Annotated in this window: 17 protein-coding genes; 3 read left to right on the top strand and 14 right to left on the bottom strand. The window is 46.4% G+C overall.

Annotated elements, in window-relative coordinates; genetic code table 11:
- Positions 1 to 137: 137 nt before the first annotated feature.
- From C6P39_RS16695 to C6P39_RS16630, 13 genes are all read right to left on the bottom strand, one after another.
- Positions 138 to 1,874, bottom strand: coding sequence for a phospho-sugar mutase (locus C6P39_RS16695; RefSeq protein ID WP_104804540.1), 1,737 nt, complete (start codon positions 1,872 to 1,874; stop codon positions 138 to 140).
- Between the two features lie 201 nt (positions 1,875 to 2,075).
- On the bottom strand, positions 2,076 to 3,050 hold the full coding sequence (locus C6P39_RS16690; protein ID WP_065542825.1) for a CotS family spore coat protein: 975 nt from the start codon (positions 3,048 to 3,050) through the stop codon (positions 2,076 to 2,078).
- A 541-nt stretch (positions 3,051 to 3,591) separates the two neighbouring features.
- Positions 3,592 to 3,906: a Rossmann-fold NAD(P)-binding domain-containing protein gene (locus C6P39_RS27770; protein ID WP_207657136.1), complete on the bottom strand. Its 315-nt coding sequence runs from the start codon at positions 3,904 to 3,906 to the stop codon at positions 3,592 to 3,594.
- Between the two features lie 402 nt (positions 3,907 to 4,308).
- Positions 4,309 to 5,643, bottom strand: coding sequence for a CCA tRNA nucleotidyltransferase (locus tag C6P39_RS16675; protein ID WP_104804538.1), 1,335 nt, complete (start codon positions 5,641 to 5,643; stop codon positions 4,309 to 4,311).
- Position 5,644: 1 nt separating this feature from the next.
- Positions 5,645 to 7,084, bottom strand: a complete 1,440-nt coding sequence (gene proS, locus C6P39_RS16670; RefSeq protein ID WP_104804537.1) for a proline--tRNA ligase — start codon at positions 7,082 to 7,084, stop codon at positions 5,645 to 5,647.
- Positions 7,085 to 7,175: 91 nt separating this feature from the next.
- Positions 7,176 to 7,661, bottom strand: coding sequence for a deoxycytidylate deaminase (locus C6P39_RS16665; RefSeq protein ID WP_095171452.1), 486 nt, complete (start codon positions 7,659 to 7,661; stop codon positions 7,176 to 7,178).
- A 27-nt stretch (positions 7,662 to 7,688) separates the two neighbouring features.
- Positions 7,689 to 8,318, bottom strand: coding sequence for a uracil phosphoribosyltransferase (upp, locus tag C6P39_RS16660; RefSeq protein ID WP_095171454.1), 630 nt, complete (start codon positions 8,316 to 8,318; stop codon positions 7,689 to 7,691).
- A 70-nt stretch (positions 8,319 to 8,388) separates the two neighbouring features.
- The gene (rpiB, locus tag C6P39_RS16655) at positions 8,389 to 8,817 is read right to left on the bottom strand and encodes a ribose 5-phosphate isomerase B (protein ID WP_033140989.1); all 429 of its coding nucleotides are present in this window, start codon (positions 8,815 to 8,817) and stop codon (positions 8,389 to 8,391) included.
- A gap of 26 nt (positions 8,818 to 8,843) precedes the next feature.
- Positions 8,844 to 9,893 (bottom strand): L-threonylcarbamoyladenylate synthase, encoded by a 1,050-nt coding sequence (locus C6P39_RS16650; protein WP_104805967.1) that lies wholly within the window; start codon positions 9,891 to 9,893, stop codon positions 8,844 to 8,846.
- A gap of 86 nt (positions 9,894 to 9,979) precedes the next feature.
- Positions 9,980 to 10,675 carry an N-acetylmuramoyl-L-alanine amidase gene (locus C6P39_RS16645; protein WP_104805966.1) on the bottom strand — a complete coding sequence of 232 codons (696 nt, stop codon included), beginning with the start codon at positions 10,673 to 10,675 and terminating at the stop codon, positions 9,980 to 9,982.
- Positions 10,676 to 10,730: 55 nt separating this feature from the next.
- On the bottom strand, positions 10,731 to 12,932 hold the full coding sequence (locus C6P39_RS16640) for a bifunctional diguanylate cyclase/phosphodiesterase (protein WP_104804536.1): 2,202 nt from the start codon (positions 12,930 to 12,932) through the stop codon (positions 10,731 to 10,733).
- 360 nt (positions 12,933 to 13,292) lie between these two features.
- On the bottom strand, positions 13,293 to 14,255 hold the full coding sequence (locus C6P39_RS16635; protein ID WP_104804535.1) for a hypothetical protein: 963 nt from the start codon (positions 14,253 to 14,255) through the stop codon (positions 13,293 to 13,295).
- A 102-nt stretch (positions 14,256 to 14,357) separates the two neighbouring features.
- Positions 14,358 to 14,600, bottom strand: a complete 243-nt coding sequence (locus tag C6P39_RS16630) for a helix-turn-helix domain-containing protein (protein WP_104804534.1) — start codon at positions 14,598 to 14,600, stop codon at positions 14,358 to 14,360.
- A 134-nt stretch (positions 14,601 to 14,734) separates the two neighbouring features.
- Here C6P39_RS16630 and C6P39_RS16625 point away from each other — a divergent pair, with 134 nt between their 5' ends.
- Positions 14,735 to 15,370 (top strand): hypothetical protein, encoded by a 636-nt coding sequence (locus C6P39_RS16625; protein ID WP_104804533.1) that lies wholly within the window; start codon positions 14,735 to 14,737, stop codon positions 15,368 to 15,370.
- Positions 15,371 to 15,525: 155 nt separating this feature from the next.
- On the opposite strand, the gene C6P39_RS16620 is transcribed toward C6P39_RS16625, so the two are convergent.
- On the bottom strand, positions 15,526 to 16,167 hold the full coding sequence (locus C6P39_RS16620) for a helix-turn-helix domain-containing protein (RefSeq protein WP_104804532.1): 642 nt from the start codon (positions 16,165 to 16,167) through the stop codon (positions 15,526 to 15,528).
- A gap of 465 nt (positions 16,168 to 16,632) precedes the next feature.
- Here C6P39_RS16620 and C6P39_RS16615 point away from each other — a divergent pair, with 465 nt between their 5' ends.
- Together C6P39_RS16615 and C6P39_RS16610 are read left to right on the top strand one after the other, a co-directional pair.
- Positions 16,633 to 17,679 carry a replication initiation factor domain-containing protein gene (locus C6P39_RS16615; protein ID WP_330407147.1) on the top strand — a complete coding sequence of 349 codons (1,047 nt, stop codon included), beginning with the start codon at positions 16,633 to 16,635 and terminating at the stop codon, positions 17,677 to 17,679.
- Between the two features lie 24 nt (positions 17,680 to 17,703).
- Positions 17,704 to 17,898, top strand: coding sequence for an excisionase (locus C6P39_RS16610; protein ID WP_104805964.1), 195 nt, complete (start codon positions 17,704 to 17,706; stop codon positions 17,896 to 17,898).
- The last annotated feature ends 61 nt before the right edge of the window (positions 17,899 to 17,959 follow it).

The following is a 17,959-nucleotide window of genomic DNA, read 5'->3' as shown; positions in this document are numbered from 1 at the left end:
TCATAGTCTCATAGGGCTTTTTACCACTTACCCGGTGGAAGCCTACTGTTATTTATACCTTTTTTCCCTGTGTTTGTCAAGCACATACATGGCGCTTCCAAGGAAATTTTTTGGAATCTTCGGGCAAATACCCCTTTTTACATCATTTTATCAATTAATTCCTTCACAGCCTGTCCAAGTGCAGCGGATTTCTCGTCTGCATCTGTCAGTGATGTGCCCTTGATACCATAGTATAATTTGATCTTAGGCTCCGTGCCCGACGGACGAACACATACCCATGCATCATCATTCAGGTCATAATAAAGCACATTGGAGCTTGGAAGTCCGGTTGCCTTCACTTCTTTTGTCTCCATATCTACAATAGTGTCTGCCTTGTAATCTCTTGCAGAAGTCACTTGATAAGCACCGATGGCAGACGGCGGATTCTTTCTCAGATTCTCCAGAATGGTCTGGATCTTCTCCAGGCCTTCGATCCCCTTCAGGGTAATGGACTGGATATCATCTTTGTAGTAGCCATATTTATCATACATGGCGATCATGGCATCCCAGAGTGTCATGCCTTTTGTCTTGTAATATGCGGCAGCCTCGCAAAGGGCCATAGTTGCCACGATGGCGTCTTTATCTCTTGCGTGGGTACCGATGAGACAGCCGTAGCTCTCCTCAAATCCGAACAGATAGGTGCCTTTTCCTGATGTCTCAAAGCCCAGGATCTGCTGGCCTATGTATTTAAATCCTGTCAGCACTTCGATGAAACGGATGCCGTAGTGTCTTGCGATAGCACCGGCCATATTGGTGGTAACAATGGTAGATACCATGACGCCGTCCTCCGGCAGTCCTCCATTCATCTCTTTTCTCTGGCCAATCTCATAGTCAGCCAGCAGGCAGCCTGACATATTGCCGGTCAGGGTGTGGTATTCCCCTGTCTTGCCGTCTTTGACACGGACACCTAAACGGTCTGCATCCGGGTCAGTGGCCAGCACCAGGTCTGCATCCACCTCTTTTGCAAGCTTTAAGCCCAAATCAAAGGCTTCGTCTGCCTCCGGGTTCGGATAGCTGACTGTGGGGAATTCACCGTCCGGCAGTTCCTGCTCTTTTACTACATATACATTCTCAAATCCCAGCTCTTTTAACACACGTCTAGCGGGAATATTTCCTGTGCCGTGCAGAGGGCTGTACACAATTTTCAGTTCTTTTGCCATGGCTTTGATGGCATCCATATGGATGACCTGACTTTTCAGCTCTTCCATGTAGGCGTCATCCACTTCCTGTCCGATCACCTGATACAGGCCGGCTGCCTTTGCTGCTTCCTCATCCATGGTCTTGACTGTATTGAAATCCGTAACCTTTTTTACCTCATCCATGATTCCGGTATCATGAGGCGGGGTGATCTGGGCACCGTCCTCCCAGTAAACCTTATATCCGTTGTACTCCGGCGGGTTATGGCTGGCTGTGATATTGATCCCGGCAATACATCCAAGCTTTCTCACAGCAAAGGAAAGCTCCGGTGTCGGGCGCAGGGAATCAAAAATATAGGCTTTCACGCCGTTGGCAGCCAGGCACAGCGCTGCTTCTTTGGCAAATTCCGGGGACATACGGCGGGAATCGTAGGCAATAGCCACGCCCTTTGTCTGTCCGTCCACTGCTGCTATGTAATTAGCAAGGCCCTGTGTGGTCTTTCTCACAGTATAGATATTCATGCGGTTGATTCCTGCACCGATCACACCTCTAAGACCCGCGGTACCAAACTCCAGCTCTTTATAAAAGCGTTCTTTTATTTCATTTTCGTCATTCTCAATTGCTTTCAACTCTTTTTTGGTATCTTCATCAAAATACGGGTTGGAGAGCCATTCCTCATAAAGCTTTTTGTAGTCCATATTCTACTACCTCCCTGTGCAACGTTGATTTATAGTGCCGTCCAACGCACCAACTCCTCTATGGGCTGCCGGACGGCTTCTTTTATGGATAACGCTTCAGCCCCCTTTCACGTAAAAAAGCAGAACCGTAACCATTTATGGATAACATTATACACTATCACTGATGAAAATTCAAACATTGCACAGGGGTTTTCAGAAACTTTATACCGAAATATTTTCGACAAAGTTCATCCAATTATCGTGCTGGGCTATGAGTTTCTCCAATTTTTCCAAGTTTTTCTCGGAAATCCATGCCTTGCTGTGGGAGTAGTAGTAGTTTGCCAGTTTCCAGTATTTTTCCGGATAGGCAAAACGGATGCGCAGGTTTTCCAGTTCCTGCACACTCAAAGGTTTTTCCTCATGATAGGCCAGAAGCATCTGCCTTCCCATCTCCAGATCCCAGTTATGCTTTTCCAAAATTTTGCGCATGAACTGGTAGAGGTCTTCCATCTGGACATCATAGTGCCAGCGGTCAAAATTAATGACAGCCGTATTCTGTGCCAGCATCAGCACATTGTGCTGGTTGTATTCCCCATGGCAGACATCCCCAGCTTCCAGGGACCTGCACCGCAGATCTTCATACTCCGAGCTGTTAAGCCTCCTCTGAGCCTCCTCTGCATGCCACAGATAGCAGGCAATGCTGTCAAGATACCTGAGCTCAAAGTCATTTTTCCGCCGTTTCTGGCAGACAAATTTGCGGATTTTCCGCAGCTCCCTGTTTTTCCTTTCATATTCCATGAGAAGCGGCTCTTTGACATAGTGCGTCTGGACCGGCATTTTCATTGTTTTATGTAGACTCGCCAGGGCTGTTACGCTGCGTTTGATGTCTTTCATAGACTGGGTGTCACATTCTCTTCCTTCGTACCATCGCTTTACAACATAGGGTATGTTGTCTTTGTCGGTTGAGACGTATGCGCCTTCCTGATTCGGAAGGAGTGAATCCACGCTGATCTGGTTGCGGGTGCTTACAATTTCCAGAAGTTTGGCCTGGTAGCCAAGTTTTCTGGGTGAACCGTTGTACTCACGGATTTGAACCAGACCGGCCTGGGTGTCGCAGATGAGTGCACCTCTTCCGCGGTATGTGGATTTTGCTTCCAGACCGTATTGCTCCAGTACGCTGAGACCCCTATCATACACTTCCTTGTCCCCCTTTACTTTGTGTCCTCTCTATTTTATGCAGGAGATGGGGATGGTAGAAGGTGAAAAAAATTTGTGCGTGGGAGGTGCAGGGGGACGGCAGCAGACGGAGGTGTTGCGTAGGTGCGTGCAGGCGGACGGCAGAGGTGCTGCGTAGGTGCGTGCAGGCGGACGACAGCAGACGGGGCGGGAAGGGCGGACGGGGCAGCGGGTGGCTCCTGGCTCCGCTCCCCTCAGCTAACCAGCTCCCAGTTGCTAAATTCGTCAGCAATGGCTTCCTCATTAATCAACTGGGGCAGGTGGATCTTCGGCTCGCTCCGCTAGACACTCGCCACCCGCTGCCCCGCCCGCCCTTCCCGCCCCGTCTGCTGCCTGGTTTTCGGCATACCGTGGTCTGCTTTCGGCTTGTCTGTTGGATTGATGCTTGGTTTGATACCGATGTTTGGTTCTTCGTTGCTGCTATTTATAGGAAGGGAGCTTCTTTTTTTGAAAATATTTGAGGAAAGGGTATTGTTATAAGAATACATTAAGAAATGGTAATTTACATGGTTAAACAATATATGGTGACAGCTTGCTGAACTTGGAGTAAATAACGTTTAAAATCATAGCCCACAAAATATTCTGAATTTATTACATCCTCAGAAACTTCTTCCCCACGATAAAATGGTGGACAGGGATTTAAAACTGCTCCTTTATTTGCCAGTTTCATCACTTCCAGTGTAACACGGCAATTCAAAATTATGAAGTAAGCCAGGAGGCAGAGAATCTGAACAAATATATCTTTTCCTATAGTTGCTTCTTTTACACTATCATAAACAGGTAAACCTTGCCCGTTCATCACCCTCACGTCTTCCACCGTCAGTCCAAACATCCGGTGCGGTATGAGGGCGCGGGAGGCAGGGATACAGACTGGCGAGTGTCTAGCGGAGCGAGCCGAAGATCCACTTGCCCCAGTTGATTAATGAGGAAGCCGTTGCTGACGAATTTAGTGCCGACCGGCGTAAATACGCCACCTTACAGTGCCTGATATCCGTGTCAGAAGTGAGCCTGCGAATCGACGGCGTAGTGGTGCCTACGACTAGATTCGCAGGCTCAGTTCTGGCATGGATAGCGGGTGCTGTAAGATGGCGTATTTACGTTGGTCGGCACTAACAACTGGGAGCAAGTTAGCTGAGGGGAGTGAAGCCAGGAGCCAGGGTGTATCCCTGCCTCCCGCGCCCTCATGCCGTACCGGATGTTTGGGCGTCCGTGAGCCGCCTCACCTCCGCAATTCCCCCTTAACAATTTCCATCAGTTCCTGCTTCTCATTCCTCCCCGGCTCCTCCAGCACCACCTGAAGCAGCCTCTCCAGCATCTGCCCAATTTCCGGTCCCGGCTTCATTCCTGCTGCGATCAGATCCCTTCCGTTCACAGCCAGCATTTTCACCGAAACACATTCCTTCCGCTCCAGTACCTCCCGGTAAATCTTCTCCACGTTCCTGATGCGCTCCAGCTTTTCTTCCCTCAGGTACTCGCTCTGCGCCATAGTATCCGCATACTGCACCTTCAAAAGCAGAGGAAACAGCTCCTCCCCTACCTTATTAAGTGCCCTGCGGACGGATCTTGGATTTGGTTCGGGTCTGTAATCATGCCAGTATACCAGCTTTGTCACCTTACAGATGGTGTCATTGTCTAGCTTCAGCCTTTGAAGAACATTCTTGGCGATCTTCTCACTCTCCAGGCTGTGGCCCTTAAAATGGTCCCTGCCATTCTCATCCGTGGTTCTGGATGCCGGCTTGCCTGTGTCGTGAAGAAGCATGGTAAAACGCAGGATTTTGTCTGCCTCCACATACTCCAGGCTTTTCAGTGTGTGTTCTCCCACGTTCAGGCAGTGGTGAGGTGTATTTTGCAGGGTTTCCATCATGGAATCAAACTCCGGCAGAACAACCCTTGTGATTCCCGCCTCCCAGGCTGTTTTCAGCAGATGGGGATTTTTCGATACAAGAAGCTTTGTCAGCTCCGCCGCAATACGTTCAGCACTGATTTTAGCCAGCGTGGGTGCCAGCTCCCTGGCTGCTTTTTTCGTCCGCTCCTCTATGGAAAATCCTAACTGGGCAGCAAAACGTACTGCCCGCAGAATACGCAGGGCATCCTCTGTGAAACGCTCGTAAGGGTCACCCACACAGCGGATCACTCCCTTTTCCAGATCCCGGATGCCGCCGAAAGCGTCCACCAGGCCTTCCCTGTCATTGTAGGCCATGGCATTGATGGTAAAATCCCGGCGGCGCAGGTCTTCCCGCAGGTCTCCTGTGAAAACCACCTCTTTTGGATGACGGCTGTCCTCATATTCTCCGTCAATGCGGTAAGTTGTCACCTCAAAGCCTTCCTTTCCCAGCATAACCGTCACCGTGCCGTGGGCCAGCCCTGTATCCACAGTGCGGCGGAAAAGCTCCTTGACTTCCATGGGTTTGGCTGATGTGGTGATATCCCAGTCCGCCGGAGATGAATGGAGGAGGCTGTCACGAACACAGCCTCCTACCGCATAAGCATCATATCCATGTTCCTGCAAGGTTTCTATTATCTCTTTTACTCTCTTAGGAACTTCTATTTTCATTCTAGTACGCACGCCCCCAGTAGACCATCTTCTTCGCCGGTCTGCCGCAGCAGACGCATTTGTCTGATAAGGTTTCCTGCTCAAAAGGAATGCAGCGGGATGTTGCCTGGACGTCCTCTTTGATCTTGTCCTCACATTCCTGGCAGCCGCACCACATGGCTTTTACAAATCCCGGCTTTTCATTGACAGTCTGTTTGAATTCTTCATAATCAGTTGCCACATATGTGTGTGCATCACGGTGTGTTCTGGCACGTGTAAGCATATCACTCTGCATGTTTTCCAGAATCTCTGCTGCCTTTTCTGCCAGAGCATCAAGGGATACCACTGTCTTCTCTCTGGTGTCTCTGCGGACAATGACTGCCTGGTTGGCCTCAATATCCTTAGGACCACACTCGATACGGATGGGAATACCGCGCATTTCCTGCTCCGCGAATTTGAATCCCGGGCTCTTGTCTGTCTCATCCACTTTCACCCGGATTCCGGCAGCCTTCAGTGCGTCGGAAAGTTCAAACGCTTTTTCTAATACGCCTTCTTTTCTCTGCTGGATGGGAATGACCACTGCCTGTACCGGCGCGATCCTGGGCGGAAGTACAAGACCGCTGTTGTCGCCGTGCACCATGATGATAGCGCCGATCATACGTGTGGTCATGCCCCAGGAAGTCTGGTGCACATATTTTAAAGTGTTGTCTTTGTCTGTATACTGAATGTCAAATGCTCTTGCAAATCCGTCCCCAAAATTGTGGCTGGTTCCTGACTGCAGGGCTTTTCCGTCATGCATGAGGGATTCGATCGTATAGGTTGCCTCCGCACCGGCAAACTTTTCTTTGTCTGTTTTGCGGCCTTTTATGACCGGAATAGCCAGAACTTCCTCACAGAAATCAGCGTACAGGTTCAGCATCTGCACGGTTCTCTCCTCAGCTTCCTCCGCTGTGGCATGGGCTGTGTGGCCCTCCTGCCATAAGAACTCCCTGGAGCGCAGGAACGGACGGGTCGTCTTCTCCCAGCGGACCACGGAGCACCACTGGTTATATACTTTGGGCAGATCCCTGTGGGACTGGATGTCTCTTGCATACAGATCGCAGAAAAGAGTCTCGGAAGTGGGACGCACGCAGAGTCTTTCCTGAAGCGGTTCCAGACCGCCGTGTGTTACCCAGGCCACTTCCGGTGCAAATCCCTCCACATGGTCTTTCTCTTTCTGAAGCAGACTCTCCGGAATGAACATGGGAAGATAAACATTCTCCACACCTGTCTCCTTGAAACGTCCGTCCAGCTCGTGCTGGATATTTTCCCAGATTGCATAACCTGCAGGTTTGATCACCATACAGCCTTTCACGCTGGTATAGTCAACCAGCTCTGCTTTTTTTACAACATCGGTATACCACTGCGCAAAATCTTCCTCCATGGAAGTAATGGCCTCTACCATTTTCTTGTCTTTAGCCATAGTAATGTTTTGTCTCCTTCTACTGTTTATTTTTATACAGGTAAAACGCTTTGTATTGGACTGTCAAATACAGCCCTGTGTATGGAAAACGTCATACATCGAAACTGATGTTCCTGCCTGTGTGGTTATATTTATAATAACGGACTCCTGCAGCGTCAAGCATCCGTTTGGAAGCCTGGACAGACGGGGTATCCGCATATTTATCGCTGTCATAGACAATGGTCTTGATCCCCGACTGGATAATGGCCTTGGCACATTCGTTGCAGGGAAACAGGGATACATAGAGCTTGGCCCCTTCCAGAGAACCGCCCCTGTAATTTAAGATGGCGTTCAGCTCGCTGTGGGTTACATAGAGATATTTTGTATCCAGCTCATCCCCCTCCCTGGCCCAGGGAAACACATCGTCTGAGCATCCTTTTGGGAAACCGTTATAGCCCATGGACAAAATCTTGTTGTCCGGACTGACAATACAGGCCCCCACCTGGGAATTGGGGTCTTTGGAGCGCATTCCGGAGAGCTTTGCAACACCCATGAAATACTCGTCCCAGGATATATAGTCATTTCTTTTTCCAGCCATTTTGTAAATCCTCCCGGAAATCACCTGTTATTTTGTTCCGAAGATACGGTCTCCCGCATCGCCCAGTCCTGGCACGATATAGCCGTGGTCATTTAAATGTTCATCCAGGGCACCGATGTAGATATCCACATCCGGGTGTGCCTCACTTAATGCTTTCACACCTTCCGGCGCTGCTATAACACACATAAAATGAATATTCTTTACACCCTTTTCCTTCAGCATGGTGATCGCCGCCTCCGCGGAACCGCCGGTGGCCAGCATGGGGTCCGTAACAAAGACTTCACGCTCTTCACAGTCAGCCGGAAGTTTGCAGTAATACTCCACCGGCTTGAGTGTCTCCGGGTCACGATACAGGCCGATATGTCCTACCTTGGCAGCGGGGATCATGGTGAGCATTCCCTCCACCATGCCCAGTCCGGCGCGGAGAATAGGAACTACGGCCAGTTTTTTTCCTGCCAGTTCCTTCACGGTTGTCTTTGTGATCGGCGTATCAATTTCGATGTCTCTTAATTTCAGTCCTCTTGTTGCTTCATATGCCATGAACATGGCAATCTCACCCACCAGCTCACGAAACTCTTTTGAACTTGTCTCTGTGCGGCGGATAATACCGATTTTGTGCTGAATGAGCGGATGCTCCATTACCATTATTTTACCCATCTGTTTTCTCCTTTGTCTTCTGATCGTAACAATTTGATCCCTTCACCGTTACATGCAGGAATTCTTCCTGCTATTCTTCTATGAGATCAATTCTTCTCTGATGTCTCTCCTCACCGGAAAACTCTGTATTCAAAAAGGTATCCACGATCTTTACGGCTAATCCCGGACCGACTACACGGCCTCCCAGAGCCAGTACATTTGCGTTGTTGTGCTGTCTGGTTGCCTCAGCGCAGAAGCAGTCTGTGCAGAGGGCCGCCCGGATCCCTTTCATCTTGTTGGCTGCTATGGAAATGCCAATACCTGTGCCGCAGATCAAGATCCCTTTATCGCACTCTCCGCTCTGGATCGCTTTCCCAACTTTTCTTGCATAAACGGGATAATCCACAGACTTGTTGCTGTCACATCCGAAATCCTTATAAGGGATCTTGTGCTCCTCCAGATATCCGATGATCTCCTGTTTCAGCTCAAATCCACCATGGTCACAGCCTAATGCTAACATATAAATTTCCTCCTGTGTTTTTCTTGTTAAACATGTATCAGATGATGCCCTGCTGCCTTCAGCAGACGGTTCATAATAGCCTGTCCCATCCTGGGGGTATCAAATGACTCTGAAAAAATATAATCCACCTGCTCCTCATCAAATTCCCTCAAAAGACCAAACAGGTGTCTCGCTATGGTCTCCTCGTCCTGCCGCGTACCGATGCTTTTGATAACCTGGGCTTCATAAGCACCCACGGTCTCGTCTGTACCGATGACACCCACCTGTTTTCCCTGTGCCTGCAAAATACGGCTTCTTTCATTGATGGTCTTTATGACCTGCTCCGTACTGCCCTCCACAATGGTCAAACCGGCTTTTGGTGCGTAATGGCGGTATTTCATCCCCGGTGCCTTAGGCTTGACCTTTTCATCTGTGATCAAAAGCCCCCTGTCCATCCGCACCGGCCCAATCACCGCCTCCACCATCTCCTGGCTGATATAACCGGGACGCAGAATGACCGGTATCTCCTCTGTGAAATCCACAATTGTGGACTCCAGGCCGATTCCCACATCTCCGCCGTCCAGGATCATATCAACCCTCCCGGTCAAATCCTCCTCCACATGGGCTGCCTTAGTGGGACTCGGACGCCCGGAAGTGTTGGCACTTGGTGCCGCAATATAGCCTCCGCCTAACCGGATCAGCGACAGCGCCACAGGGTGGGACGGCATCCGCACCGCTACGCTGTCCAGCCCGCCCGTGGTCTCATAAGGCACTGCATCACTTTTTTTAAAAATCATGGTAAGCGGACCCGGCCAGAATTTTTCAGCCATCTTCCTTGCTTTTTCCGGAACGTGGCTGACGATCCGGTCAAGACTCTCCATGTCCGCAATATGGATGATCAGCGGATTGTCAGAAGGCCTGCCTTTTGCCGTATATATTTTCTCAGAGGATCTTGCATTCAGCCCGTCTCCGCCCAGTCCGTATACGGTCTCTGTGGGAAACGCCACCAGACCGCCGTTTTTCAGGATTTCTCCCGCCTGCCTTATTGCAGATTCATCAGGGTGTTCCCTGTCTACTGCCAATATTATGGTCTTCACGTTTTCTCTCTTCTTCCTGTAGTTCTTTACATACATAACCATAATACCATTGTCTCTATGGTTTTTCCACAATTTTTTTCCGTAACTTATGCCGGTCCGTCTCCCAGGTATGTAAGAATGCCGTCCCTGACTGCTTCTGCCACCTTATCCTGATATTCCTCTGTTTCCAGAAGCCCCGCCTCTCTGGTATTGCTCAGAAATCCACATTCCACAATATTTAAGATTCCCTCACTGCGCTTCAGCAGATAATAGGTGGAGTTGGCCTTCTCAACTCTGGGTCTGCTCACATCTAACTGGGTATTCATGGCATCCTGAATGCACTTTGCCAGCTTCCCGCCCTCTGTCGAGTGGGTAAAATAAAACACCTGGGGGCCGCAGACTGCTTCGTCAGGATAACTGTTCTGGTGAATACTCACCGTGAGAAGGGGCTGCTTTTCTTTGATAAGCTCACAGCGTTTCTGCATATCCTGCACCTTCTTGTTCCTGCTGTCCGCATCGTAAAGGCCGCTGTCCTCAGACCTGGTCATGATCACCTGATACCCTTCCTTCTCCAGAAGCTTCTGGAGTTTTTTTGATATTTTCAGGTTGATTCCCTTTTCCTCCAGTTTTTTTATGCCAACCACTCCGGGATCCATACCCCCATGTCCGGCATCCACTACAATGACCCCTTTCTTTCCCTCTGCCTCTTTACTCACCAGCCGCGCTCCTTCCCTGGAGAGCAGAAATGCAGAGGCGAGCAAAAGAACTGCCATTCCCAGTTCCACAACACGTCTTTTCTTCATCACAAAAAAATCCCTCAAAGCCTATTCGTTAAAGTATATGCTTTGGGGGACTTTCCTAATCTTTTAATTTTTCATAGAATTTATCCGCAGGAACGGGGCGCCCGAAATAGAAGCCCTGTATAAGCCTCAGGCCCATGTTGCTCACACTGCCGTATTCCTCTTTTGTCTCCACACCTTCCAGGCAGACTTGTTTTCCCACATCATTGCACAGCTCCGTGATAGAACGGATAAATGTGGCATTGAACAGATCCGTGGTGATCCCCTTGACAAATCCCCTGTCTATCTTCACAATATCCGCAGGGATATGCTTCAGCATAAACAGAGAGGAATATCCCACGCCAAAGTCATCCATTGCCACCTGCACACCCATCGCCCGGAAACTTTCCAGCGTTTCCCTGACAATGGCATCCTCTTTTACAAAGTAGGATTCTGTCAGTTCCAGAGTGAGGTTGAAGGGGGCAAGGTCCATCTCTTTCAGGATCTCCTTAACGAAGGACGTCAGATCCCCTTCCAAAAACTGCTGATAGGACAGGTTTACGCTCATATTGAAATCGGGTTTCTGTTCACACCACTTTTTGCACTGGGCGGCAGCTTTGCGCAGAATCCACATGCCCATAGGTACGATCAGACCGTTCTGCTCCAAAAGAGGTATGAACTCACCCGGCGACACATCCCCATATTTGCTGCAGTGCCAGCGGGCCAGCGCCTCCGCGCCGTATAGCTTCCCGGTCTTTGCATCCACCTGGGGCTGGTAGCAGACGGAAAACCCGGCAAATCCTCTTTCTATGCTCTCCCTGAGCATCTGCACCATCTCCAGTTTTTTTTCTTTTTCCTGGGGTATCTCCGGAGAGTAAATGGTCATCCGGTTCTTGCCAAGCGCCTTTGAGCGCTCAAGCGCATAATTTGCGCACTTTAAAAGTTCCAGATAATTCTCCGCGTTATCCGGGCAGGCCGCGTAGCCTCCCGATATGGTGCAGTAATATTTCTTTCCGTTGTATTCCTGCTGACGTGTATATTTTCCCTGAATCTTTGCAAAGATATCCTGGACATCTGTCTCGGAGCCATTGGTAATGATGATCCCAAATTCATCCCCGTCAAGACGGTAGACCCTGGCATTGTCAGAGAGTATGGCGCTTATACTGGCGGCGGTTATCCGCAGGATCTCATCCCCGAACATCCGGTCATATAAGTCATTCACATTTTTAAAAGCATCCATATCCAGAATCATAACGCCAATCCTTGTGATCTGACTGCCGTCCATAAGATATTTTTTGATGCTGCCCTCAAATTCAAACCGGTTGTACAATCCGGTCATATGGTCAATCTGCTTTTCTTTACCCAGATTGGTGATGATGCCTGCAAACATGTCGGGATTTCCATACTTATCCCGGATCAGCTTTCCCCTGCATCTAAGCCAGATCCATTCCCCCTCTGTATTTCTTGCCCTGTACTCAATGTTGTGCTCCTCTGCACGTCCGTCAGCGATCTCCTGGTTACTCTCCAGGAAATGTGTTTCATCATGCGGGTGAATCAAACCGCTCCAGCAGGCCGCAGCATTCTCCACCACTTCACCGGGCAGGCCAAACTCCGCCACCATAGCCGGGGGATATCTGAAAACGCCGGTTTTCATATTGCCTATGAATATATAATCATCTGTGCTCTCTATCAGCGCGTCATACAGACGTGCCTGATTGTACTGGAAGTCATCCTTAGATGCAGATTCCGGATCTGAGTGCTTTAATTTATTCTTCGCGCGCATAATATGATAATTCCGTTTCTGCATATACATCAGCTCATCCGCTTTGGCTATAATATCGGAAACGGTAAAACAGTCCTCAGGGTAAATTTCCACCGCTCCGTAGGAAAACGAAGGCCTGCATTCCAGTCCGTACGTCTCATGCTCTGTTTCCAGAATTTCCAAAATTTTATGTATACGGGTTTCCGCATGGGTACGCTCTTCCCCATAAAATGCCACAATGAACTCATCACTGCTCAGACGGAATATCACATCTTCCGGGCGCAGACAACGCCTGGACGCAGACGTAACAAATTGAAGTACCTTGTCACCTTCTTTGTCTCCATAACGGTTATTGATCCAATTCAGGCTGTTTACATCAAACATTGCCACGGTCAGCATCTTATTCTCTTTTTTTGCTCTCTTTACGATCAATTCCAGCCTGTCTTTGCCTTCTCTGCGGCTGGATACCCCTGTCAATGAATCTGTTGCTGTCAGCTGCCACAACTCCCTGTGTTCCATAATGACCTCTCCTAAATAAGACCCTTTTGTAACTGTTCCGTGTTTTTGCAGTTACACCCTTTATTCCTCTGCTATTTTATTATTCTAAACTGCAGCAGGAAGAGATACAAGTCTATTTTATCATATATTTAAATTAAATTTAAAATATAGGAACAGATTAACGCATAAACACTACACTTATTAGCAATTCATGAGGAAAAAAAGGGTTAATTTACTACTGATTTACCACTAACCAAAGAGCTTTGATACGGCACATAATTTTGGACACCTTGCTGGTGTCCTTTCATTATAAATAAAAGCAGTCAATCTTATAAGACTAACTGCTCGACAAACTGGAATTTGACGCAATGAGGGTAATACTCATAATCCTATCCGCAGTAAAATTTGGTTGCAGAGATAGGTCAGATACGGTGATGGCTGTTTCTTTTGCCCGAAATCCCAACTCTTAAACTTTTGATATGTAGCTTCGGGTGTAAACAAACCATTCTCATCTTGTTTGGATTTTATAATCATAACCATTTGAGTAAAACGCTCGTCATCTTTAATACAATCCAAATGGCTTAAAACATCAACAACACCCACAATATCGTACCACATTGCAGGGGCTTTCAGTTTTCTAAAGTCAGTTCCCATATAGAACATATATGGGTGCTTGTCCAAGCTGTCCTCCCACAGAGAAAGCAAGTTCTGTGCAATTTTTTGTGCAATCTCGCTTTCCTTGTACTTTTCTATATTGGAAAGTAGCTTTAGCATTATCAGTGTTGCATAAGGGCAACAATCGTCCTTGCGCCCCGGACCTCTAAACTTTCCATGCTCCTTAGAAACGGTGCAAGGAAATCCGCCCTCTTTATAAAAACTTAAAAGGTACTCTACACCACGATTGATATGTTTTTCATAGTCAACGTTTGCCTTAAGCAGTAAAAGTAGCAACAATGGGGCATCACACAGGCACCAACCAAAGGTGTCCTCGCCAATACCGCCGTAGTGTTTTGGAATATTTGTCGACGATTGATAAACACCATATTCATCAACGTGTTCTAAAATTTTATCCACGCCGGATTGTATCTCCGGAATGTCAATATCAAAGCCAAGCTCAAGTAAAAACAATAATTTGTGCATAGATAAATCGGGATTTTTATGATTGGTCACAAGGCAATTATGAAAATCTGAAACGTCGGAAAGATATGTCTTGATTTTCGGGTCGGACAATGCTTGCTCTCTTAGCTCTTTCAAACTATCTTTACTTTCGCCTAAAACATTCAATTTTACAGCATATTGCAACCAAGCTTCACCATTTTCAAGAATAAAATCTAAATAATTCATAGCTACCCTCCCAAACCTAATATAAATTATATCTATTACAAATTCTAATTTATAGGTCTATTATACAGTTATTGAATATAACTGGCAACAAAATAATACCTTTCATTCATCATCAAATGCTGATTCGTTCATTTCTGGAAAATCCAGTAATTCAGAAACAGTCATATCCAAACCTATCGCAAGTTTGTGAAGTGTTTTCAGTTTTGGATTCTTCGTCTTACCTTTCATCAAATTTTCTACTGTGGATTGCGTGATACCAGACAAAGTAGCAAGTTTATTGATTGTGATTTTTCTTTCCTCACATAATTCTGTCAATCTTTTTATAATGGCTTCTGAATACGTCATACGAAATCTCCTTTACTCGTGTACGGTTAACTCAAGTATATATCATTTTCAAAAGCAATATTAACGGTACACCATTGACAACAAATACAAAAAGATGTAAACTAACGGTGTACCATTAAGAAAGGAGAGAATTTATGCATGAAATTAGCGATGTGTTGAAAAGAAGTAAATTCAGCAATATCCTGTCTTATCTGATATATGCCACAGGAGAAAATGATACTATGGTAGAAAGTTATGACAGTGCGATTGATGAATCCTACGAAACTTTATTTGATGATATTGAAAGCATGTTTTCGGACGCTGACAGAGAAGATAACAAACTTTTTGATATTATATCAGAGTTTGCCTGTGTTCATGACGATATTTATTTTGAAGCAGGAATGCTGGTGGGCTTTCAACTATACAAAGAATTGACCGAAAAGTATGAACACCATGCAGACAAGGACATTTCTGCTATTTTGGAAAAGAGAAAACAGCCATTTGATACAGACCATGAAGCCAGCTCTGTATTGGAATCCTTTTGTATGCATAGACTGGATACGGCTTTAGAGGAATCTATAAGGAAAGATAAAAGCTACCAGAAAAAAGACGAAGAAATTCATAAAGCAATTATGCATATAGATAAAATTGGTCTAACCCATAACCAGTGGAAAACCGTAGACAGAGCTTTATCTGCCTGCAATGCAAGAAGCTCTGGATATGGCGAAAAAGCATATATGCAAGGTTTCAAAGACGTAGTAAATCTTATCATTTCAGCAATGGATCAATGAGAGTACGTTCAGACATGAACATGTTTTCTCTTTATCCTCTTGATTACCCAACACAGGAAATAAAAAGCCCTGTCAAGAACCTGCCACCAAAGGTGGTGCGAAGCATTCTTGACTGGGCTTTTTACTTTACTGTATCTTCCGTGAGAGGATAAGAGCTATTCTATGCCTTTTAAATCTTCAAAACCTTCTATGGCTGGAACACTGGATAGACTTTCCCTGTCCTCGTCCATATGCCTGTTCAGTATGATTTTACCCTCAATGGGATTCCATTCATAAGGATTGATATTTCTATGCCCCTCAATAGTTTCTCCGAACAAGTCAAGGCTGTATAAATCATCATACTTATCCAGCATATTCTGGAATTTATGACGTTGTATCAGTTTCTTGATAGGGTAAAGGTCAGACGCCTGCCTGTCCTCTGAACCGATATAGTCCATGATATATTCACGGAGCTTCTTTAACTCGTATTCTTTCCATTCTTCTTCACTGTCAAAATCATTGTCATGCTGTCCGTGTGCAAGCTCCACATTCAACCGTTCCTCACATTCCAGAAATTTCAAAATCTCCTGTTCCATATGAGAAGTGTTCTTCCATTCCCCAGACAGCAGTTCATTAGGTGTCACGCCTAAAACAGAAGTAATCTTCTCCAATGTGTCAAAGGTGGGAAAATTGACACCTCTTTCAATCTTGGAAAGGCTCTGCATATTGATACCGATTGCGTCAGCCAGTTCCTGCTGGTTCATGCCACGAAACTTCCGTACCCTTTGTATATTCTCTCCTAAAAGCTGATATTTCATGTTGTTATTCCTCACTTTCTCACTTGTTTAAGCCTATCATACTTAATTATTTTGAAAATGTCAAGAAATATTATTGACAAATAAGTTCAATGGGGTTATTATATGAGTAGTTGATTGATTAAGCATAACAACGTTAATTATCTGCTTACATAAGCATTAAAAAGAATTATTTTCATTCTGAAAGCGTTAATGTTAGACTTTTGGAATTGGAAAACATGGTTTCCTAAAGTGACTGGCTGGACGGGACACGTCCCCCAGACGTGTTCTGGACAGACAGTTGCTTTAGGAAAGGAACGCCTTTAGGCGTTCCAGCAGGGCGCATTAGTAACACCGCCCTGCGTATACAGAACTGATAATAGAAAACAGGCTTAAAATCAGCGTTTATCAAGGATTTTGCGACGCACAAAAATGGTGCAGAGAAAGGAGAAATGAATTATAGCAAAACACGAATTTTTAACCATCAAGATTGACTACATCAGCATTGTGTTTGATACCGCAACGGCAGAGGAAGTCATACGGCGTGTCTTGGAACTGCCTGTCGATATTTTCGACATACAGTCGGCAAAGGTACAACACAAGACTTATCAGAGTGCCTATGCCATTGGGAGCATTAAGGTATTCGGCAATCCAAAGAAAAATGAGGATAACCCTATGGGGCTTGGCTCTTATCTTGTGCTTAAGGGCATGGGATGTGATGAAATCTTCCGCATATTGGATATGCACGGTCAGAGCTTCGGAGATTTATTCAAACGGTGTGAACGTTGGTTCTGCGACAAGTTCCATTTCACAAGACTTGACATTGCCATAGACGATAGAAACGAAGTGCCATATTTCACAATCAAGCAGTTAAAGCGAAAATGTGAACGGGAAGAATATATCGCCAACAGCAACACCCACCGATTCAATGAGAGCAAGTATCAAGAATACAGCACTGCTAAGACGGTCTATATTGGTGCTGGCAAGTCTGCCATGTCCTATCGGTTTTATGACAAGGACAAAGAGGTCAGCATGAAGCATGACAAGACCCTAGATGATATTGGGAGCTGGAAACGGACAGAAATGCAGTTGCGTGATGAAAAGGCGTATATATTCGCAATGCTGTTCAAGGATAATCCTTTTGACTTGGGAAAGCTGGCATTTGACCTGCTGGCTGAGAATCTCCGCTTTCTCGTTCCCAATAAAAACGAGAGCAATAAAAGCAGGTGGAAAACCTGCCGTTTCTGGGAACGCTTCTTAGGGGCAGTAGAACCTTTGAAACTCCGTGCAGAAACACCATGCAACACGCTTCTGGAAACCCAGCACTGGCTTAAAGAGGGTGGCGTACTGTCAGCGGTCAAGGCATTTCATTTCCTAGAAGTCCATCAGGCATTGGGAGATTTGGAACGGATTGAGGATATGTTGAAACACGTCAGATACAGTCCTAAGCTCGGCAACAAGCTGACAGGTCATTTATGCAAGATACACAGGGAAGAACTGATACCCTATGTGCAATACGATACAAAGAAAGGTTAGGTGGTTCTTATAGAAAAAGGCAATATGCATATTCCAGTATGGGAGCGTTACACGCTGACCATAGAAGAAGCGTCACATTATTTTCGCATTGGAGAAAATAAACTGCGGAAACTGGCAGAAGAAAACAAACATGCAAACTGGCTCATTCGTAACGGCAACCGCATTCAGATTAAGCGGAAGCAATTTGAAAAAATCATAGATAAATTGGACGCTATCTAATGAAAATGAGCTTTGCATATGCTATCATAGTGTTAGTCGTATCAAGGCTCTTTCCAATTCG

Source organism: Blautia marasmi (assembly GCF_900258535.1).
Taxonomy (GTDB): Bacteria; Bacillota; Clostridia; order Lachnospirales; family Lachnospiraceae; genus Blautia; species Blautia hominis.
This window is presented reverse-complemented; position numbering and strand designations above follow the sequence as displayed.